Genomic DNA, 19,832 nt, shown 5'->3' with positions numbered 1-19,832 from the left:
GTTCAAAAAACTATAATGAATCAGGAGGAATCAAAACATGAAAAAAACAGCACTGGTAATTATGGCGGCCGGTATTGGCAGCCGTTTCGGAAAAGGTATCAAGCAGCTTGCACCGGTAGGTCCGAAGGGCGAGATTATTATGGACTATTCCATTCATGATGCACTGGAGGCAGGATTCAACAAGGTCGTATTTATCATTCGTAAAGACCTTGAGGATGAGTTCAGAAAAGTAATCGGAGACCGTATCTCCAAAATTACAGAGGTTGCATATGCATTCCAGGAGATCGATGATCTTCCGGGAGATTTCCAGAAACCGGCAGACCGTACCAAACCATGGGGAACCGGACATGCCGTACTGGCAGCAAAGAAAGTCCTTTCCGAGCCATTTGCTGTTATCAATGCAGATGACTACTATGGAAAAGAAGCCTACGTAAAAGTTCACGACTATCTTGTGCAGGATCACCCACAGGATGGCCCGATGCACATCTGCATGGCAGGTTTCCGCCTTGGAAATACATTAAGCGACAACGGAAGCGTTACAAGAGGTGTGTGCCATATTGAGGACGGCAAGCTTGTTGGCGTTACAGAGACACATAACATCTTCAAGACAGCAGACGGCGCAGAGACAAGAAATGACGACGGTACAGCAGAGAAGCTGGATGTGAAGAGCCTTGTTTCCATGAACATGTGGGGTCTGACACCGGAATTTATGGAGATCCTTGAGAAAGGCTTCATTGAGTTTCTTGGTGGAATCAAAGAGGGAGATATCAAAAAAGAGTATCTTCTCCCAGAGCTTATTGACCAGCTGATCCATTCCGGAAAAGCAGCCGTAGACGTTCTTGAGACAAAGGACGAGTGGTTTGGTGTTACTTATCAGGAAGATAAGGCATCTGTACAGGCTGCATTCAAAAAACTTACAGATGACGGCGTTTATCCGGAAGGACTGTATCAGTAATAAAGGAGAACATTATGGGTAAATATTTCGGAACAGATGGTTTTCGTGGTGAAGCAAATGTAAAACTTACAGCAGATCATGCATTTCGTGTGGGACGTTATCTCGGCTGGTATTATGGCAGAGATCACAAAGCGAAGATCGTGATCGGCAAGGATACAAGAAGAAGCAGTTACATGTTTGAGTATGCCCTTGCGGCAGGACTTACCGCATCCGGAGCAGATGCTTATCTGCTTCATGTAACCACAACTCCAAGTGTGTCCTATGTAGTACGTACAGAAGATTTTGACTGCGGTATCATGATTTCCGCAAGCCATAATCCGTTTAACGATAATGGAATCAAAGTCCTCAATGAGAACGGACAGAAGATTTCGGCAGATATTGAAGCACGTATCGAGGCTTACCTGGATGGTGAGATTGAGGAACTTCCGCTGGCAACCGGAGAAGATATCGGCTGTACTGTGGATTTTGCATCTGGAAGAAACCGTTATATCGGACATCTGATCTCTATCCCATGCCACGATTTCAAGAATATCAAGGTGGGACTGGACTGCTCCAACGGAAGTTCATCCGCCATTGCCAAGAGTGTTTTTGACGCACTCCGTGCAAAAACTTACGTAATCAATAATGAGCCGAACGGAACCAACATCAACCGTGGGTGCGGTTCCACACACATTGAAGTTCTGAGACAATTTGTGGTAGATAAAGGTCTGGATATCGGTTTTGCATACGATGGTGACGCAGACCGCTGTATCGCCGTAGACCACCGTGGAAACATCATTGACGGTGACAAGATCATGTATGTCTGCGGTAAATACTTAAGAGAAAAAGGACAGCTGAACGGAAATACAGTTGTAACAACTGTTATGTCAAACCTTGGCCTTTACAAATCCCTTGAGCGGGAAGGCATCGACTACGAGCAGACTGCAGTCGGTGACAAATACGTTGCCGAGAATATGATGGAAAACAATTACAGTATCGGCGGTGAGCAGTCCGGACATATTATTTTCAGCCGTTATTCTGCTACCGGTGACGGAATCCTCACATCCCTGATGATCATGGAAGCATGTGTGGACCAGAAAGCCACACTCTGCGACCTTGCCAAGGAGATGAAGGTTTACCCGCAGCTTCTCCGCAATGTGCGCGTTTCCGACAAGAAAACAGCACTGGAGAATGAGAAGGTAAAAGCATCCATCGAGGCTGCGGCAGAGGCACTTGGCGATGATGGCCGTATCCTGGTACGTGAGAGCGGTACAGAGCCGCTGATCCGTGTTATGGTAGAAGCAGGAACCGATGAACTCTGCCATAAATATGTAGACAGTGTTGTTGATGTAATGGAAGCCGAAGGGCTTGTTGTAGAATAAGGAATTCCATGAAAAATACAAAGACCGTATTGATTCTTGCAGCCGTTACAGGAGCTTTGCTTCTGGGCGGCTGCGGCAGTGAAAAAACAAAAACATACGAACAGGCCGGAAAAGATCTTTCCCAGGGAAGTTACAAGTATGCCCTGGAGGAGTATCAGAGTTCTATCCAGAACGGGGTAAAACTGGCACAGTCCTACCGTGGGGCAGGTATTGCAAGCTTACGTCTCGGTAAATATGAAGATGCGGTGAATAACTTCACAGAAGCGTTAAACTGCGATAAAGTCAGCAAAAGCCTCCGGAAGGATATCCTGTCCTACCGTGCTACCGCAGAGCTGAAGGCCGGAAATTATGAGGATGCCATGGCAGACTGCCAGACACTTGGAGAAGATTTTTCCATGGATGCAAGCAGTTATTTCCTCACCGGAAAAGTTGCCCTTGCCATGGATTCCTACGAGGAAGCGGCATCGAACTTCAAGCAGGCCTATGGGGAAGATTCCACCTATGATATGGCGATCCAGATCTATGAGGCATACCTGGATAAAGATATGGAAGCAGACGGAACCAGATATCTGGAGGCAGCTCTTTCTTCTGAGGCCAAGGACGCCCAGGAGCACTGTGACAGAGGCCGTGTCTACTACTATATGGAAGACTACACCAATGCAAAAAAAGAGCTCCTGGAAGCATCCAAAAAGGATAATACAGAGGCCCTTCTTCTCATGGGAATGGTATATCTGGCCCAGGACGATGTGGAAAATGCCCAGGCAATGTACAAACAGTATATTTCCGCAGTGGGAGATTCCGCCAAGGGATATAACGGCCTGGCACTGTGTGATATCCGGAACGGGGATTATGATTCCGCTCTTGATAATATTACAAAAGGCCTTCCTACTGCTACCACAGACGAGATGCAGAGCCTTCTGTTCAACGAGATCGTAGCCTATGAGAAAAAACTGGATTTTGCCACTGCACTGACCAAGGCGCAGGAATATATTGATATGTTCCCGGAAGATTCCGCCGCAAAAAAAGAGCTGGCTTTCCTGAAAACCAGAACGTCTTCGGAGGGCTGATATGGAATATTTTGAGGAAATACAGGACCGTGTCATCCTGATCGGTGTCCAAGCGAATCTGGGGGATGACATGGAGGAATCCCTGGATGAACTTGGGGAGCTTGCGGCTACAGCCGGTGCGGCCGTTGCTGGCAGGATCATCCAGAACCGTGAGGCAGTACACCCCGGTACCTATATCGGAAAAGGCAAGATCGAGGAGGTAAAAGGTCTTCTCTATGCTTTGAATGCCAATGGTGTGATCTGTGACGATGAGCTTTCTCCTGCACAGATGAACAATCTGGAGCGGGAACTGGAATGCAAAGTCATGGACCGTACATTGCTGATCCTTGATATTTTTGCGAAGCGTGCCGTCACAAGTGAAGGCAAGATCCAGGTAGAACTTGCACAGCTTCGTTACAGGTCTGCACGTCTTGTGGGACTACGTTCTTCTCTTTCGCGACTTGGAGGAGGAATCGGAACCAGAGGCCCTGGTGAGAAAAAGCTGGAGACAGACCGTCGTCTGATCCGGAACAGGATATCCGCACTGAAGCAGGAGCTTTCCCAGGTAGAAAAGCACAGAGAGCTGATCCGTTCCAGAAGAGCTGTGGGAAATCTGAAGACAGCAGCCATTGTTGGCTATACCAATGCAGGAAAGTCAACACTTCTGAATACACTGACAGGCGCTTCGGTGCTTTCGGAGGATAAGCTGTTTGCCACACTGGATCCGACTACCCGTCTTCTGACACTGGATGACGGACAGCAGCTTCTTCTTACGGATACCGTAGGCTTTATCCGCAAGCTTCCCCACAATCTGGTGGAAGCCTTCAAGAGTACTCTGGAGGAAGCCAAATATGCGGATTATATCATTCATGTGGTAGATGCATCCAATCCTCAGGCGGAGATACAGATGCATATCGTATATGAAACCCTGAAAGAGCTTGGTGCTCTGGGAAAAAAGACGATCACACTTTTTAACAAGCAGGACCGTGTTTCCGGGGAGAGCTTTCGGGATCTCCGAGCAGACCATACGCTGAAGATTTCCGCACGGACAGGAGAGGGGCTTGAGGAATTTAAGCAGCTTCTTTCTGAGATACTGGCAGAAGGACAGATTTATATGGAACGGCTTTTTCCTTATTCGGAGGCCGGTCAGATCCAGCTGATCCGTGAGTATGGACAGCTTCTTTCGGAAGAGTATACCGAAGGAGGGATTGCTGTAAAAGCAAGAGTTCCGCGGGAAATCTATCCGAAAGTCACATAATGTTAAAATATCTACTCAGTACCATATATAGTACCGTGAACAAAACGGGCACTATATATGGTGCTTTTTATGTTGACGCAAAGAGGCGTGTCTGATACAATAAGCCTACAGCGCTTTGAACACAGATCGTGAAACGGAGTGTGTTCGTAAGCAGGCAAGTGAGGCGGAATGAAATATCCGCTTATAAATAAATGCATGAGGGAGGCATTTTCTTATGTTTCAGGTAGTAAAAAGAGACGGTGAATTAGACGAATTTAAAATGGGGAAGATCACTGCGGCAATTGATAAGGCATTTGATGCCAAAGGTAAGAATTACAGTTCGGATATGATCGATCTTCTGGGACTTCGTGTTACAGCGGATTTTCAGAATAAGATCGAGAACAACCGGATTTCTGTTGAGGATATCCAGGACAGTGTGGAGAACGTACTGATCCAGGCCGGATATTCTGATGTTGCCAAGGCGTATATCCTTTATCGTAAGCAGCGTGAGAAGATCCGCAATATGAAATCCACCATCCTTGACTATAAAGAAATCGTAAACAGCTATGTAAAGGTTGAGGACTGGCGTGTAAAGGAGAACTCAACGGTTACTTATTCTGTAGGAGGTCTGATCTTAAGCAACTCCGGAGCAGTTACCGCAAACTACTGGCTGTCTGAGATCTACGACAACGAGATCGCAGATGCACACAGAAATGCAGATATCCATATCCATGATCTGTCCATGCTGACCGGTTACTGTGCAGGCTGGTCCCTGAAGCAGCTGATCCGAGAGGGACTTGGTGGTATTGAGGGTAAGATCACTTCTGCACCTGCAAAGCATTTAAGTGTACTCTGCAACCAGATGGTGAATTTCCTGGGTATCATGCAGAACGAATGGGCGGGCGCACAGGCATTTTCATCCTTTGATACTTATCTGGCACCTTTTGTAAAGGCAGACAACCTTTCCTATCCGGAGGTTAAGAAATGCATTGAGTCCTTTGTATATGGCGTAAATACTCCAAGCCGCTGGGGCACTCAGGCACCATTTTCCAACATTACACTGGACTGGACCGTTCCGGACGACCTTGCAGAGCTTCCGGCTATCGTAGGCGGCAAGGACATGGATTTCAAATACAAAGACTGTAAGAAAGAAATGGATATGGTCAATAAGGCATTTATCGAGACCATGATTGAGGGAGATGCCAACGGACGTGGATTCCAGTATCCGATCCCGACCTACTCCATCACAAAGGAATTCGACTGGTCTGATACCGAGAACAACCGTCTTCTCTTTGAGATGACTTCCAAGTACGGTACTCCGTATTTTTCCAATTATATCAACAGTGATATGAAGCCAAGCGACATCCGCAGCATGTGCTGCCGCCTCCGTCTGGATCTCCGTGAGCTCCGCAAAAAGAGTGGTGGATTCTTTGGCTCCGGTGAGAGCACAGGCTCTGTAGGCGTTGTTACCATCAATATGCCGCGTATCGCATACCTTTCCAGAACGCCGAAGGAATTTTATCAGCGCCTGGACCACATGATGGATATCTCCGCAAGATCTCTTCATATCAAGAGAGATGTGATCAGCAGGCTTCTGGATGAGGGACTGTATCCGTACACGAAGAGATATCTTGGAAGCTTTGACAATCATTTTTCCACCATCGGTCTTGTGGGAATGAACGAAGCGGGCTTAAATGCCTGCTGGCTGAAAAAAGACATGACAGATCCGGAAACCCAGAAGTTTACAAAAGAGGTTCTGGAGCATATGAGAAGCCGTCTTTCAGACTATCAGGAGCAGTATCCGGGAGAGCTTTTCAATCTGGAGGCAACACCGGCAGAGTCCACTGCATACCGTCTTGCCAAACACGACAGAAGCCGTTATCCGGATATCAAAACAGCGGGAAAAGAGGGCGACACTCCGTATTACACAAACAGCTCTCATCTGCCGGTTGATTACACTGCGGATATTTTTGACGCACTGGATATTCAGGACGATCTGCAGACTCTGTATACTTCAGGAACCGTATTCCATGCATTCCTTGGGGAGAAGCTTCCGGACTGGAAGGCAGCGGCAGCGTTGGTACGTAAGATCGCAGAGAATTATCGCCTGCCCTATTACACCATCTCACCGACCTATTCCGTATGTCAGGAGCATGGCTACATCAGCGGCGAGCATTTCACCTGCCCGAAATGTGGAAAGAAGGCTGAGGTTTACAGCCGTATCACAGGATATTACCGTCCTGTACAGAACTGGAACGATGGTAAGACCCAGGAGTACAAGAACCGTACCCTCTATGATATTACCCATTCCCAGCTGAAAAAGGTCCATACCAGTGTGATGACCATGAAGGGTAACGAGGTGGAGATCCAGCCTGTGGAATCTCATAAATATCTTTTTACGACCAGCACTTGTCCGAACTGCCGTATGGCAAAGAAAATGCTGGAAGGCGAAGAATTGGAGATCATCGATGCTGAGCAGAATCCCGAGCTTGTCAAGCAGTATGGGATCCGTCAGGCGCCTACACTTGTAATCACTGACGGGGCACGGGTTAAGAAGTATGTGAATGCTTCTAACATTCAGAAGTATGTGGATGAAGAGCTGGATTGAGCTCTTCGGTGCAATTGTAAATTGTAATTAAAATGGCTGGACGTATGTCTGTTTGGATGTGCGTCTGGTCTTTTTTATATAATTTTTTATTTTTTGTCTTTTTGTTTTTATATTTTTTGGGGGATTTTCGTTTTTGGGAAAGGTGGTTGACATTTCATGTCGGGATGGTATACTTATACATGGGTTTAATGATTGAAAGTGTTACACTTTAATGTATGAATATATACCGCTGTAATACCGCGTGGGGGATCCGGGAATTGTTTCCCGGCGGAAATTTGCGAGGGGGAAAGCACTCAAAGTTGCGAAGCCCGTTTTTCCCCCTCGCGCTCCCCCTTTCCGGGCACGCTTTTTTGAACGTACGTTGTGGTGTGTGATACGTTTTGTATAGGGCGATGGATTCGACGGTATCGGGAATTCAAGGCTGAGCCGATGGATGAGGGCGGACGAGAAAGCGGCCCGCATAGCGGGCCTGTTCCCTGATATGAGATTTATATTCTGTGATATTTAACTGAATCAAGTAAGTCCCCTGCAGAGTTGCGAAAAGCAATAAGCAGTGGGTGAGGACTTGCTTGTATCAGGAGAAGTGCAGGCTCTATCTGATAAACTGCGGAGCAGTTATGAGCAAGTAGCGAAGCGGATTGCGAATATCCGCTTGACCTGAATCAAGAAAGCATATCAGTTACTTATATCGGCACAACCTACAATATCCAATACCGTAGAATCCATCGCCCCGTCAGAAAAGTAACACATTCCACAACACAGAACAGCGGCGTGGCCGGGAGGGGAGGAGCGCGAGGAGGGGACGATGGCCTTCGCAACTATGAATGCTTCCCCTCCTCGCACCTGCCGCATGCGAAATGCTCCCCCTGGAAAGGAAAAGCACAGCCGCATGCAAAATGCTCCCCCTGGAAAGGAAAAGCACAGCCGCATGCAAAATGCCCCCCCTGGAAAGGAAAAGCACAGCCGCATGCGAAATGCCCCTCCTGGAAAGGAAAAGCACAGCCGCATGCGAAATGCCCCTCCTGGAAAGGAAAAGCACAGCCGCATGCGAAATGCTCCCCCCTGGAAAGGGAAAACCGCATGCGAAATGCTCCCTCCCGGAAAGGGATTCACTTCCAATTAATTTCATGCTAGAATAAAAAAAGAATAATAAGAAAAACAATAACAAGAAAAAATAATCAGGAAAAGAGGAAATCACATCATGGTAAAACAGAACATCGTCTTCGTAGAAAACACTCCGGGAAGTCTTCAGAAAGTCACAAAGATTCTTGCAGAGAATCAGATCGACATTTACGGCTTCGGCTGTTTCGATGCACCGGAGTTCGCAAACTTCCGTATGGTATGTGATGATCCGGAAAAAGCAGACCAGATCATGGCAGAAAACGGATATATGACCCGTATTACTCAGGCTATCCTGGTAGATCTTCAGGATGAGATCGGCGGCCTTGACAAGCTTCTCAGCGTCATGGGCGACAGCAACGTAAACCTTCATTACATTTACACCTTTTTCCACAGAGGTTTGAAAGTCCCGGTAGCGATCATGCACTGTGAGGATCTCCTTGTTGCAGAAAGCGTTCTTCGTAACAATGGCTTCAAGGTTCTGGATCGTCTGGTAGATCCGGATGGAGTTGAAGAAGCGTAAGGACATATTCCGGAAAAATGACAAACAGGAATGACGTATTCACGTATTGAAGTTTTGACAGGGCAATGCTACAATAAAAGAGCGTGTCAGGAAACAGGAAAAACGTTTCCGGGCACGCTCTTATTTACATGTACAACGAGCTGTGGCGAGATTCTGATGAGTGCTGTATAGATCGGAGAAGTAGGCACAGCTGCGTTTATAACGGAATGTACATACAATGGAGGAAATCGATGAAAAGAGAAAGTTTCAGAAAAGGTATGAAGGATGGAGTTCCCATCGCTCTTGGATATTTTGCGGTATCCTTTACCTTTGGCATGATGGCTGTTGCCGGCGGCTTGAGTATCTGGCAGGCAGTTCTGATCTCCCTGACCAACCTGACATCAGCCGGTCAGTTTGCGGGACTGGACATTATTTTTGCGGGAGGCTCCATGTGGGAGATGGCAATGACCCAGCTGATCATCAACCTGAGATACTGCCTGATGTCATTTTCCTTGTCCCAGAAATTCCGGCGTGAGGAGTCCGGCATCCTGAAATACATCGCTGCTTTTGGTATCACCGATGAAATTTTCGGGATCAGTGCGGCTCAGGAGGGAAAGGTCAGTGTATTTTATAATTACGGAGCCATGTGCGTGGCAATTCCCGGATGGACTCTTGGAACTCTGGCAGGAGGAATCTCCGGAAGCCTTCTGCCGGATTTTATGCTTAGTGCGTTGAGCGTTGCCATTTACGGAATGTTCCTGGCCATCATCATCCCGCCGTCCAAAAAGAGCAGACCGGTTCTTGGGGTGGTTGTGGCATCCATGGCAGTCAGCACTGTTTTTGCGGTGACACCGGTGTTAAAACAGGTATCATCCGGATTTATGATCATTATCACAACACTTCTGGTAGCAGGCCTAGCAGCTTATTTCTGCCCGGTGGAAGAGAAGGAGGAAGCCGTTCATGAGTCATAATGTATATCTCTATATCCTGGTGATGGCAGCAGTCACCTATCTCATCCGTATGCTGCCCCTTGCTCTTGCAAAAAATGAGATCAGAAGCCCGTTTATCAAGTCCTTTCTGTATTATGTGCCATATGCCTGTCTGGCAGCCATGACCTTCCCGGCCATCCTGAAGGCCACAGACAGCATCATCTCCGGCGCTGCAGGTTTCCTGGTAGCACTTATTGCTGCATATAAGGAAAAAAGCCTGATCACAGTAGCCCTGCTGGCATGTGCGGCGGTGTTTATCGTGGAGAGGGTTCTGGTATTTATTTGAAGAGGGGATATGCGGAAATATAATACGCAGGAGGGAGCTTCGAAAAGCTCCCTCCATTTTCATTTATTCACCTAAAAATCCAAGATCGATCTCTCCGTCAAACACCGTAGTTGCAGGTCCTGTCATATATACAAGGTTTTCATCTCTTTCCCAGGAGATGTTTAAGTCTCCGCCAAGAAGCTGTACAGTAACCGGCTTGCTGCCGTCAACCTTGTCATTGAGGATGGAAGCTACCGTAACTGCGCAGGCGCCTGTGCCGCAGGCAAGAGTTTCTCCGGAGCCACGCTCCCATACACGCATCTTTACGGTGTGGCGGTCGATCACCTGAACAAACTCAGTGTTGACTCTGTCCGGGAAGCATACGTGATTTTCAAAGGACGGGCCGATCTTTTCCAGGTCAAGGCTGTCCACATCGTCTACGTAGATGATGGCATGAGGATTACCCATGGAAACTGCGGTCATGTGATATTCTTTTCCGTCGACGGTGATGGGAGCGTCGATCACCTGTTCGGTTTCGGCAACCACCGGGATCTCTTTTGCAGTGAGGATCGGGGAGCCCATGTTGACTTTTACCATGGAGGCCTTGCCGTCGCGGATAGTAAGATCTACATATTTGATACCGCTTCTTGTGGCGATGCTTAAAGAAGTTTTGTCCACAATGCCGTGGTCATAGACATATTTGGCAACGCAGCGGATACCGTTTCCGCACATGGCACCCTGAGAGCCGTCCAGATTGTACATATCCATCTCGCAGTCTGCAATCTCCGACGGGCGGATCAGGATCAGCCCATCGGAACCAATGCCAAAATGACGGTCGCTGACAAATTTTGCCACTGCGGCCGGATCCTTAACAGTTTCCTCGAAACAGTTTACATATACATAATCGTTTCCAATGCCGTGCATTTTCGTGAATTTCATAATAGTAACCTCCTCTTGTTTCTGAATATTATACTTGTTTTTTCTGTTGGAACACAAGACCCCATGGAAAAAACACGCAGTTTTTTTCCATTTGTTGCCTTTAATAGTATAGTATATTGGACAATTGTTATCGAAAAGTGAATTTTCCCTGTGGAATTCCCATAAATTACAGGTGGATTTTCGGATTTATGGGTTTTATATGCTTGCATTTTGTCAGAAACATGGTATCATAAAACAAAGTAATATGCATGGAGATGTATAATTATGCTGTACATTACGGATTGGGCTGTTACTGTTCATTGGTAATATTCCGCGAGGTGTTTTTTGTGACCACAGGTCACAGAAAACCCGAGAATTTCGGCGCGAAATCATGCAAAAGCATGATTTCTGTGCATCGCGGAGCGTGTTGCTGGTCACGAAGTGAACAGTAACATTGGACTGACACAAGCAGAGAGACAGTTAACGTAAAGTACATAGAATTCAGGAGGAAGAAAAAATGAAGAGAAAATTTATGGCACTTGCACTTGCAGCAGCTATGACAGTTTCTATGACATCCGCTGTTTTTGCAGCAGATGAGATCAAGAGCGCAGATAATCTGGAGGGTAAGAAGATCGGTGTTCAGCTTGGAACAACCGGTGATGCAGACGCTACAGAGGTTAAAGACGCAACAGTAGAGAGATACAACAAAGGTAATGACGCTGTTATGGCTCTGAAACAGGGTAAGATTGACTGCGTAGTGATCGACAGCGAGCCTGCCAAGAAATTTGTTGAGAAAAACGATGATCTTGAGATCGTTGAGGATATTTTTGATAAAGAGGAGTATGCAATCTGTCTTTCCAAAGATAATGCAGACCTTACCAAAGAGTTCAACGAAGCGCTGAAGGAGCTGAAGGATGACGGAACTCTGGATTCCATCAGAGATAACTACATCGGTGATGATGCAGGTAAGACACCGTATGAGACTCCTAAGGATGCAGATCACTCCAAGGGAACTCTTACCATGGCAACAAACGCAACCTTCCAGCCATACGAATACTATGACGGAGATAAGATCGTAGGTATTGATGTTGATATCGCTCAGGCTGTCTGCGACAAGCTTGGATATGAGCTGAAGGTCGAGGATATGGAGTTTGATGCGATCGTAAATTCTGTTAAATCCGGAAAAGCTGATTTCGGTGCTGCAGGAATGACAGTAACAGAGGATCGTAAAAAGAGCGTTGATTTCACTGATCCGTACACAACTGCAGAGCAGGTTGTTATTGTAAAGAAATAATTTTGCACAGAGAAATCAGAGGATTCTGAACGGATAAGCTGAGAAACAGATATTCGTTGCAGGGTTCAGTAGCGAATGATCAGGTTCCGGATATCCGGGTATGTTTTCCGGATTTCGGAACCTGTAGTTTTGGAAAGGGTGGAAATTTTGAGTCTTATTGAACAGTTTCAGTTTAACTTTCTGGACAACAATCGCTGGCAGTTCATTTTGTCCGGTCTGAAAAATACCATCATCATTACTTTTTTTGCTGTACTTCTTGGTATTTTTCTGGGATTTGTCATTGCTATTGTCCGTTCTACACATGATAAGACAGGTAAGCTTAAGATCCTTAATGTGATCTGTCGTGTTTATCTGACTGTGATCCGTGGCACCCCAACGATGGTACAGCTGCTGATCGTATTTTATGTTATTTTTGCAACCATAGATCCGGGTAAGATAGTTGTTGCCATTATCGCCTTTGGTATGAACTCTGCTGCATACGTGGCTGAGATCGTCCGTTCCGGTATCATGTCTATTGATCAGGGACAGTTTGAGGCAGGACGGAGCCTGGGTCTTAACTATACACAGACTATGATCAAGATCATTCTTCCGCAGGCGGTCAAGAACATCCTGCCGGCCCTTGGAAACGAGCTGATCGTACTTTTGAAGGAGACATCCATCAGTGGTTATATCGGACTTATGGATCTGACCCGTGGCGGAGACATTATCCGAAGCCAGACCTACAGTGCACTGTTCCCGCTGCTGGTAGTAGCTGCGATCTATCTTGTGATCGTTTGCTTCCTTACCTATCTGGTAGGAAGACTTGAAAGGAGGCTGAGAACCAATGAGCGTAAGTAATGAAGTGCTTCTGGATGTACAGGGACTTGAAAAGGCCTATGGCGGCAATCAGGTTCTCAACGGGATCACCACACAGATCCGCAGAGGTGAAGTAGTAGCCATTATCGGACCATCCGGCTGTGGTAAATCTACATTCCTCCGTTCCCTGAATCTCCTTGAGGAGCCGACCGGGGGAAAAATCCTCTTTGAGGGAACCGACATCACAGATTCCAAGGTGGATATCAACCGTCATCGTCAGAAGATCGGAATGGTATTCCAGCAGTTTAATCTTTTTCCACATAAGACAGTAAAAGAGAACATTATGCTCGCACCTGTGACTCTGAATCTTATGAGTAAGGAAGAGGCTGAAAAAACGGCACTGGAGCTTCTGGAGCGAGTAGGTCTTCCGGATAAGGCAGATTCCTATCCGGACATGCTTTCCGGCGGTCAGAAGCAGCGTATCGCCATTGCAAGATCTCTTGCCATGAACCCGGACGTGATGCTATTTGATGAGCCTACATCTGCTCTTGATCCGGAGATGGTAGGAGAGGTCCTGGAACTGATGCAGGAGCTTGCAAGATCCGGCATGACCATGGTTGTGGTAACTCATGAGATGGGCTTTGCCCGCGAGGTGGCAACCAGAGTCCTCTTCATTGATGAAGGAAAGATCCAGGAAGAAAATTCTCCTAAGGAATTCTTTGCAAATCCAAAGAATAAGAGACTTCGAGAGTTTCTTTCAAAGACATTATAATGACATTATAAATATAAGAATATTAAAAACGGATGCTTGATCCTCCTGTGGAAATGCTGCAGGAGATAAAGCATCCGTTTTTTGTAGTGCTAGTTGCAAAAAAATCCTTTTTCTTTCCGCTGCTCAGTGAATTTCTTCACCGGCAGTTTTCTGTGCGGCTTTTATTTCGTTGTAACAGTATTTGATGATAGATTTTCTGGTTATGATTCCGATGAAGGAGCCCTGGTCATCTACCACCGGTACGAAGTTCTGATTAATGGCGCGATCCAGGAGATCTTCCATATTGGAATCTGCATGGACCGGTTTGTAGGTGGCGCGACGTGGGATCGCCATGATTGGGATTCCCTCTGTTTCCTTGATGTCGTGGATATCTGCACGGCGCATGCCCCAGAGGAGATCTCCCTCTGAGATGGTGCCGAGATATTTGCCGTCCATGGTGAGGATAGGAATGCAGGAGTACTTGCGGTGCTCCATTTTTTCGAGGGTCTGGCGAAGAGTTTCATCCTCAAAGATGTAGGCTACTTCGCTTTTGGGAATCAGAAAAAACAGAATGTTCACGTTATTACCTCATTTCCGCAAAAATTATAAATAAATCTGTAGGCTGTTTTAGAGAAGCTGAAGTCCGTGTGTCTCTGCAGCATCTGTGATCTCCTTCGGCCAGAGAGAGACATGTACTTCTCCGATGTGTGCTTTACGAAGGAAGAACATACAGATCCTGGACTGTCCGATACCACCACCGATGGTGTACGGAAGCTCTTTGTTCAGGATGGCCTTCTGGAATGGAAGCTCTCTTCGGTCATCACAGCCTGCTTCGGTAAGCTGGCGGTCAAGTGCGTCCTCGTCAACACGGATTCCCATTGAGGAAAGCTCAAGGGCAATGTCAAGTACCGGATAGTATACGAGGATATCACCGTTCAGTTCCCAGTCATCATAGTCCGGGGCACGTCCGTCGTGGCGCTCGCCGTTGGTGAGGGTTTTGCCGACTTTCATAAGGAAGACAGCACCCTTTTCACGGGTGATCCGATATTCACGTTCCTTCGGTGTGCAGTCCGGATACATGTCAAGAAGCTCCTGAGTTGTGATAAAAAAGATATCCTTCGGAAGGATCTCCTCGATGTAGTCATACTGTACAGCCATGTATTTCTCAGTTTTACGAAGGACACTGTAAATGGTGCGTACGGTTTCCTTGAGAGTCTCCATGGAACGCTCTTCTTTGGAGATGATCTTTTCCCAGTCCCACTGGTCTACGTAAACAGAGTGGATATTGTCCAGATCTTCATCCCGGCGGATGGCTACCATATCTGTGTAAAGACCTTCTCCGTGAGAAAATCCGTATTTTTTCAGTGCGTAGCGTTTCCATTTGGCAAGGGAGTGTACGATCTCGGCGTTGCTTCCTTCGATAGCCTTGATATCAAAGCTTACCGGGCGCTCTACACCATTAAGGTTGTCGTTAAGGCCGGATTCCGGTGCTACAAATGTTGGAGCGGATACTCGAAGAAGGTTCAGCTTCTGTGAGAGTGTCTGCTGGAAGAAATCTTTTACGGTTTTGATCGCAATCTGTGTGTCATGGAGGTTCAGGTCTGCATGATAGGTTGCGGGGATTGTGATTGTATTCATTATCGGCTCCTCCTGATGATTTTTAGGCTTATTGCTCTGTGGGGTATTATAACAGAAAATGGGTGGAGTGGCAATATAATGAGAGGGGAAGTCTTTTGGGGTATCGTAGAAAAATACTGGGTATTAAATGCCTGGTGTGATATACTGAAAAAAGAATGCTTATGTTTACGATGGAAATATAAATATCCGTTTTGACGGATAGAATGGAGGGAGCTTATGGCAGGTCAAAGGTGTCAGGTTTGTGGGGGTAAGGTTGTAAATGGCAGGTGTTCATTATGTGGGATGCCTTACAGAAATGATGAGGTGTTATATCATCTGAATGAGCCCCGGGAGATACATTATAAACATGCTTCCGCCAAAGTGCGGGATATGATGCGGCAGTATGGACAGGATGCTGATCAAACAACACAACATAACGGAAACGTAAACCGGAATACGAACGTAAACCGGAATACAAACATAAACCGGAATACGAATGCAAGCCGCAATACCGATTTGAATCGGAATCTAACCGGAAGCCGGAATGCAGGTGCAGCAGCCGGACGTAAGACTGTAGCGGCAGTTAATACCAGGAATAAAACAACGATGGGCAGAAATCGTGCAGAAGTTTTAGATCAGGGAAAAAAACAGCAAAAAAAAGATCAGAAAAGCAGCGGGGCAGGCTGGATCATATGGTTTATAGTGACACTGGCCATTCTGCTTCCGAAATTATGGGATTTTCTTGCAGACTGGATCGGAACGAATTTGTGAGAATATTTCTGCAGTGAGATCAGGCAGTGCTAAGTGTCTGTATTTTCGTGTATACAGAAATATCCCTTTTCTTTTCTCCTCAGCTGTGTTATACTCATGCCTAGCACAACATATAGATGAAAAACAATATATAGAGGATATAGGTACTATATATAGTATTTTGCATAGCGACTTATATATAGCACAGGGAGGGATGAGCAATGTTATATGTGATCAAGAAAGACGGGACAAGAGAGGAGTTTAATCCGCAGAAGATCGTGGCTGCCGTGAACAAATCCGCAGAGCGTATTCTTTATACTTTTTCAGACGAGGAGAAGGATTTTATCTGCCGTTTTGCCCAGGAGCATGCGGATTCCCTTGGAAAGAATGAGATCGAGATCCAGGAGATGCACAACATCGTGGAGGGGGCTCTGGAGCGTGTGAATCCGGCAGTTGCCAAGAGCTACCGTGATTATCGGAATTACAAGCTGGATTTTATCCATATGATGGATGATGTCTATACCAAGAGTCAGGCGATCCGTTATATCGGTGATAAAAGTAATGCCAATACAGACAGCGCCCTTGTTGCCACGAAACGAAGCCTGATCTTTAATGAGCTGAACAAGGAACTCTATCGGAAGTTTTTTATGAACCGTAATGAGCTTCAGGCATGTAAGGACGGCTACATTTATATTCATGACCAGTCTGCACGTCTGGATACCATGAATTGCTGTCTGTTCGATGTGGCAGCTGTTTTAAGTGGCGGTTTTGAGATGGGCAATGTCTGGTATAACGAGCCGAAGACTCTGGATACAGCCTTTGATGTTATGGGGGATATCATTCTCAGTACAGCAGCACAGCAGTATGGTGGCTTTACAGTGCCGGAGGTTGATAAGATCCTGGCACCGTATGCAAAGAAGAGCTATGATAAATATATTTCCGAATTTATGAAATACTCGGATGAGAGCTGGAGTGGCCGTGAGGAGAGAGCTATTGAGTATGCTCTTGATAAGGTCCGCAGGGATTATGACCAGGGCTGGCAGGGAATTGAGTACAAGCTGAATACCGTCGGTTCTTCCAGAGGTGATTATCCGTTTGTTACGGTGACACTTGGTCTCGGAACCGAGCAGTTTGAGAAGATGTGTACGATTTCCCTTCTTGAGGTCCATCAGGGAGGACAGGGTAAGGCCGGACACAAGAAACCGGTACTTTTCCCGAAGATCGTATTCCTTTATGACAAAGAGATCCATGGTCCAGGAAAGTGCTGTGAGGATATTTTTGAGGCTGGTGTGGAGTGTTCCTCCAAAACCATGTATCCGGACTGGCTGTCTATGTCCGGCGCAGGCTATATTTCCAGTATGTACAGGAAATACAAGAAGGTCATCAGCCCGATGGGATGCCGTGCTTTCTTAAGTCCGTGGTATGAGCGTGGCGGTATGGAGCCGGCGGATGAGAATGATACGCCTGTTTTTGTGGGACGTTTTAACATTGGTGCGGTAAGCCTTCATCTTCCGATGATCCTTGCAAAGGCCAGAGCGGAGAGCAGAGATTTTTATGAGGTTCTGGATTTCTATCTGGAAATGATCCGTAACCTGCACATCCGCACTTACGAATATCTGGGACAGATGCGTGCATCCACCAACCCGCTTGCATATTGTGAAGGCGGTTTCTACGGCGGACATCTGAAACCGAATGAAAAGATTGGCAAGATCCTGAAGCCTATGACAGCTTCCTTCGGTATCACAGCGTTAAATGAGCTTCAGGAACTTTACAATGGCAAATCCATTGCCGAGGATGGGGCGTTTGCTCTGGAGGTCCTGAAATATATCAATGACAAGGTAAATCAGTACAAGAAGGAAGATGGTTATCTTTATGCGATCTACGGAACACCGGCAGAGAGTCTTTGTGGCCTGCAGGTAGAGCAGTTCCGTAAGATGTATGGAATCATTGAGGGCGTTTCTGACAGACCATATGTGAGCAACAGCTTCCACTGCCATGTAACAGAGGATGTAACTCCGATCGAGAAACAGGATCTGGAGGGACGTTTCTGGGAACTCTGCAATGGAGGTAAGATTCAGTATGTACGTTATCCGATCGGCTACAATAAGGAAGCTATCCGTACACTGATCCGCAGAGCCATGGATCTGGGATATTATGAAGGAGTGAACCTTTCTCTTGCATACTGTGACGATTGTGGTCATGAGGAACTGGAGATGGATGTATGCCCTGTCTGCGGTTCCAGAAATCTGACCAAGATCGACCGTATGAACGGATATCTTTCCTACAGCCGTGTCCATGGAGATACCCGCCTGAATGAGGCGAAGATGGCTGAGATCGCTGAGCGAAAATCTATGTAAATGCTGGCTGTCCGATCAACTGTGGAACAGTGATCGGACAGCCAGACAGTATAAAAATATCCCGCAGAGCTGCAGGTAAGACCAGTAGCCGTCTGCGGGATATTTTTATGTAAAGTGAAGTTTTATAGTTCACTTTGTATTCTGAGTCCGTAAAATGATCATTTAATGATAGTCCCGGTCTTCTCACGGTAGCCGTCTTTTGCATGGACCATGTCTGTGATGATGGTACGGCGTCCGGTTCCCTTCTCCACGAAGGAAACACCTGCTTCGATCTTAGGAAGCATGGAGCCTGCCGCAAACTGTTTGCCGGCAATATATTTCTTGGCATCTTCTGTGGAAATAGTATCCAGATAAGATTCGTGATCCGTATTATGGTCAAGGCTTACTTTCTCGACGCTTGTAAGGATCATCAGAGTGTCAGCGTTCAGTTCTTCTGCAAGAAGTCCTGCTGCCAGGTCTTTCTCGATGATGGCGCTGGCACCATTCAGCTGAGTTCCCTGCTCAAGAACCGGGATTCCGCCACCGCCTGCGGCAATGACGATCTGCTCTGCTGCAGAGAGGACCTTTACGGTTTCAATCTCTACGATCTTCTGTGGCTTCGGTGCTGCAAGGATACGTCTGTACTGGCCCTCGCCCACCTTTGTGACAAAGTTTCCTTTTTCTTCTTCAGCCTCGGCCTCTTCTGCGTTAAGAACACGTCCAATGATCTTTTCCGGCTCTGCAAATGCTTCATCGTATGGATCGATGACAACCTGTGTCAGAACTGTGCTGACCGGTTTATAGATCCCTCTGGAGATAAGCTCAGCACGGATGGCGTTCTGAAGGTCATAGCCGATATAACCCTGGCTCATGGCGGAACATACGGACATTGGTGCAAATGTATAATCAGGATGGGCCTTACCGAATTCATTCATTGCGGTGTGGATCATCCCTACCTGCGGACCGTTGCTGTGGGAGATCACTACGCGGGTTCCCTCCTCTACCAGATCTGCGACTACCTTCGCTGCGAGTTTTGTAGCTGTTTTTTGCTCTGGAAGTGTGGTGCCAAGTGCCCGGTGGCCTAATGCAACTACTACGGTTTTTTCGCTCATAGGAAATACCTCGTTTCTCTTAAAAATTGGAATGAAATCAGTTACTGTATTCAGTAACGAGTACATCGAAAACGATGCACGAGTATTATATTTTATTATAAAAGACCTATGTGGGAAATGCAATAGAAAATCGAGTGTTTTCCGAGACAGGAAAAACCGCCTGATCCAGTCAGACGG

17 protein-coding genes are annotated in these 19,832 nt (G+C 46.7%); 13 read left to right on the top strand and 4 right to left on the bottom strand.

All coding sequences use genetic code 11. From position 1 onward, the window contains the following. Positions 1 to 37: 37 nt before the first annotated feature. From NQ489_RS15510 to NQ489_RS15475, 8 genes are all read left to right on the top strand, one after another. Positions 38 to 955, top strand: a complete 918-nt coding sequence (locus NQ489_RS15510) for a nucleotidyltransferase family protein (protein WP_021652112.1) — start codon at positions 38 to 40, stop codon at positions 953 to 955. Between the two features lie 14 nt (positions 956 to 969). Next, on the top strand, positions 970 to 2,316 hold the full coding sequence (gene glmM, locus NQ489_RS15505; protein ID WP_021652113.1) for a phosphoglucosamine mutase: 1,347 nt from the start codon (positions 970 to 972) through the stop codon (positions 2,314 to 2,316). An 8-nt stretch (positions 2,317 to 2,324) separates the two neighbouring features. After that, positions 2,325 to 3,383, top strand: coding sequence for a tetratricopeptide repeat protein (locus NQ489_RS15500; protein ID WP_021652114.1), 1,059 nt, complete (start codon positions 2,325 to 2,327; stop codon positions 3,381 to 3,383). 1 nt (position 3,384) lies between these two features. Then, positions 3,385 to 4,620 (top strand): GTPase HflX, encoded by a 1,236-nt coding sequence (hflX, locus tag NQ489_RS15495; RefSeq protein ID WP_021652115.1) that lies wholly within the window; start codon positions 3,385 to 3,387, stop codon positions 4,618 to 4,620. A gap of 214 nt (positions 4,621 to 4,834) precedes the next feature. Beyond that, positions 4,835 to 7,207: a ribonucleoside triphosphate reductase gene (locus NQ489_RS15490; protein WP_021652116.1), complete on the top strand. Its 2,373-nt coding sequence runs from the start codon at positions 4,835 to 4,837 to the stop codon at positions 7,205 to 7,207. A gap of 1,201 nt (positions 7,208 to 8,408) precedes the next feature. Beyond that, a complete protein-coding gene (locus NQ489_RS15485; protein WP_021651595.1) occupies positions 8,409 to 8,849 on the top strand; it encodes a hypothetical protein in 441 nt (146 codons plus the stop codon). Between the two features lie 230 nt (positions 8,850 to 9,079). Further along, the gene (locus NQ489_RS15480) at positions 9,080 to 9,799 is read left to right on the top strand and encodes an AzlC family ABC transporter permease (protein ID WP_044961558.1); all 720 of its coding nucleotides are present in this window, start codon (positions 9,080 to 9,082) and stop codon (positions 9,797 to 9,799) included. After that, positions 9,789 to 10,103, top strand: coding sequence for an AzlD domain-containing protein (locus NQ489_RS15475; RefSeq protein WP_021651597.1), 315 nt, complete (start codon positions 9,789 to 9,791; stop codon positions 10,101 to 10,103). The genes NQ489_RS15480 and NQ489_RS15475 overlap by 11 nt, the downstream gene beginning before the upstream one ends. 63 nt (positions 10,104 to 10,166) lie before the next feature. Here NQ489_RS15475 and dapF read toward each other — a convergent pair whose 3' ends face one another. Further along, positions 10,167 to 11,021, bottom strand: coding sequence for a diaminopimelate epimerase (gene dapF, locus NQ489_RS15470; protein WP_044961559.1), 855 nt, complete (start codon positions 11,019 to 11,021; stop codon positions 10,167 to 10,169). Positions 11,022 to 11,517: 496 nt separating this feature from the next. Here dapF and NQ489_RS15465 point away from each other — a divergent pair, with 496 nt between their 5' ends. The 3 genes from NQ489_RS15465 (at position 11,518) to NQ489_RS15455 (ending at position 13,861) form a co-directional block, all read left to right on the top strand. After that, positions 11,518 to 12,294: a transporter substrate-binding domain-containing protein gene (locus NQ489_RS15465; protein ID WP_021651601.1), complete on the top strand. Its 777-nt coding sequence runs from the start codon at positions 11,518 to 11,520 to the stop codon at positions 12,292 to 12,294. Positions 12,295 to 12,432: 138 nt separating this feature from the next. After that, positions 12,433 to 13,131 (top strand): amino acid ABC transporter permease, encoded by a 699-nt coding sequence (locus NQ489_RS15460; RefSeq protein ID WP_326929037.1) that lies wholly within the window; start codon positions 12,433 to 12,435, stop codon positions 13,129 to 13,131. Then, positions 13,118 to 13,861, top strand: a complete 744-nt coding sequence (locus tag NQ489_RS15455; protein ID WP_021651603.1) for an amino acid ABC transporter ATP-binding protein — start codon at positions 13,118 to 13,120, stop codon at positions 13,859 to 13,861. Before NQ489_RS15460 ends, NQ489_RS15455 begins: the two co-directional genes overlap by 14 nt. A gap of 123 nt (positions 13,862 to 13,984) precedes the next feature. Here NQ489_RS15455 and NQ489_RS15450 read toward each other — a convergent pair whose 3' ends face one another. Both NQ489_RS15450 and asnA read right to left on the bottom strand, forming a co-directional pair. Further along, complete coding sequence (locus tag NQ489_RS15450) at positions 13,985 to 14,419, bottom strand: CBS domain-containing protein (RefSeq protein WP_021651604.1); 435 nt, start codon at positions 14,417 to 14,419, stop codon at positions 13,985 to 13,987. Positions 14,420 to 14,467: 48 nt separating this feature from the next. Then, entirely contained in the window at positions 14,468 to 15,478 is a 1,011-nt protein-coding gene (gene asnA, locus NQ489_RS15445; RefSeq protein WP_015526128.1) for an aspartate--ammonia ligase, read from the bottom strand. A gap of 216 nt (positions 15,479 to 15,694) precedes the next feature. On the opposite strand from asnA, the gene NQ489_RS15440 reads away from it, so the two are divergent. Beyond that, a complete protein-coding gene (locus tag NQ489_RS15440; protein WP_156906921.1) occupies positions 15,695 to 16,228 on the top strand; it encodes a hypothetical protein in 534 nt (177 codons plus the stop codon). 200 nt (positions 16,229 to 16,428) lie between these two features. After that, a complete protein-coding gene (gene nrdD / locus NQ489_RS15435) occupies positions 16,429 to 18,564 on the top strand; it encodes an anaerobic ribonucleoside-triphosphate reductase (protein ID WP_015526126.1) in 2,136 nt (711 codons plus the stop codon). 158 nt (positions 18,565 to 18,722) lie between these two features. On the opposite strand, the gene arcC is transcribed toward nrdD, so the two are convergent. Beyond that, positions 18,723 to 19,655 carry a carbamate kinase gene (arcC, locus tag NQ489_RS15430; protein WP_044961561.1) on the bottom strand — a complete coding sequence of 311 codons (933 nt, stop codon included), beginning with the start codon at positions 19,653 to 19,655 and terminating at the stop codon, positions 18,723 to 18,725. Positions 19,656 to 19,832 lie beyond the last annotated feature (177 nt).

Origin of the sequence: Blautia sp. KLE_1732_HM_1032, from assembly GCF_025147905.1 — a bacterium.
GTDB lineage: Bacteria > Bacillota > Clostridia > Lachnospirales > Lachnospiraceae > Blautia_A > Blautia_A fusiformis.
The sequence above is the reverse complement of the archived record's forward strand: the minus strand, read 5'-3'. Positions and strand labels throughout refer to the sequence as shown.

What these genes read in the sequence shown, in the direction of transcription:
- NQ489_RS15510 (WP_021652112.1), top strand. Translation starts at nt 38, where the DNA reads ATGAAAAAAACAGCACTGGTAATTATGGCGGCCGGTATTGGCAGCCGT.
- glmM (WP_021652113.1), top strand. Translation starts at nt 970, where the DNA reads ATGGGTAAATATTTCGGAACAGATGGTTTTCGTGGTGAAGCAAATGTA.
- NQ489_RS15500 (WP_021652114.1), top strand. Translation starts at nt 2,325, where the DNA reads ATGAAAAATACAAAGACCGTATTGATTCTTGCAGCCGTTACAGGAGCT.
- hflX (WP_021652115.1), top strand. Translation starts at nt 3,385, where the DNA reads ATGGAATATTTTGAGGAAATACAGGACCGTGTCATCCTGATCGGTGTC.
- NQ489_RS15490 (WP_021652116.1), top strand. Translation starts at nt 4,835, where the DNA reads ATGTTTCAGGTAGTAAAAAGAGACGGTGAATTAGACGAATTTAAAATG.
- NQ489_RS15485 (WP_021651595.1), top strand. Translation starts at nt 8,409, where the DNA reads ATGGTAAAACAGAACATCGTCTTCGTAGAAAACACTCCGGGAAGTCTT.
- NQ489_RS15480 (WP_044961558.1), top strand. Translation starts at nt 9,080, where the DNA reads ATGAAAAGAGAAAGTTTCAGAAAAGGTATGAAGGATGGAGTTCCCATC.
- NQ489_RS15475 (WP_021651597.1), top strand. Translation starts at nt 9,789, where the DNA reads ATGAGTCATAATGTATATCTCTATATCCTGGTGATGGCAGCAGTCACC.
- dapF (WP_044961559.1), bottom strand. Translation starts at nt 11,021, where the DNA reads ATGAAATTCACGAAAATGCACGGCATTGGAAACGATTATGTATATGTA.
- NQ489_RS15465 (WP_021651601.1), top strand. Translation starts at nt 11,518, where the DNA reads ATGAAGAGAAAATTTATGGCACTTGCACTTGCAGCAGCTATGACAGTT.
- NQ489_RS15455 (WP_021651603.1), top strand. Translation starts at nt 13,118, where the DNA reads ATGAGCGTAAGTAATGAAGTGCTTCTGGATGTACAGGGACTTGAAAAG.
- asnA (WP_015526128.1), bottom strand. Translation starts at nt 15,478, where the DNA reads ATGAATACAATCACAATCCCCGCAACCTATCATGCAGACCTGAACCTC.
- NQ489_RS15440 (WP_156906921.1), top strand. Translation starts at nt 15,695, where the DNA reads ATGGCAGGTCAAAGGTGTCAGGTTTGTGGGGGTAAGGTTGTAAATGGC.
- nrdD (WP_015526126.1), top strand. Translation starts at nt 16,429, where the DNA reads ATGTTATATGTGATCAAGAAAGACGGGACAAGAGAGGAGTTTAATCCG.
- arcC (WP_044961561.1), bottom strand. Translation starts at nt 19,655, where the DNA reads ATGAGCGAAAAAACCGTAGTAGTTGCATTAGGCCACCGGGCACTTGGC.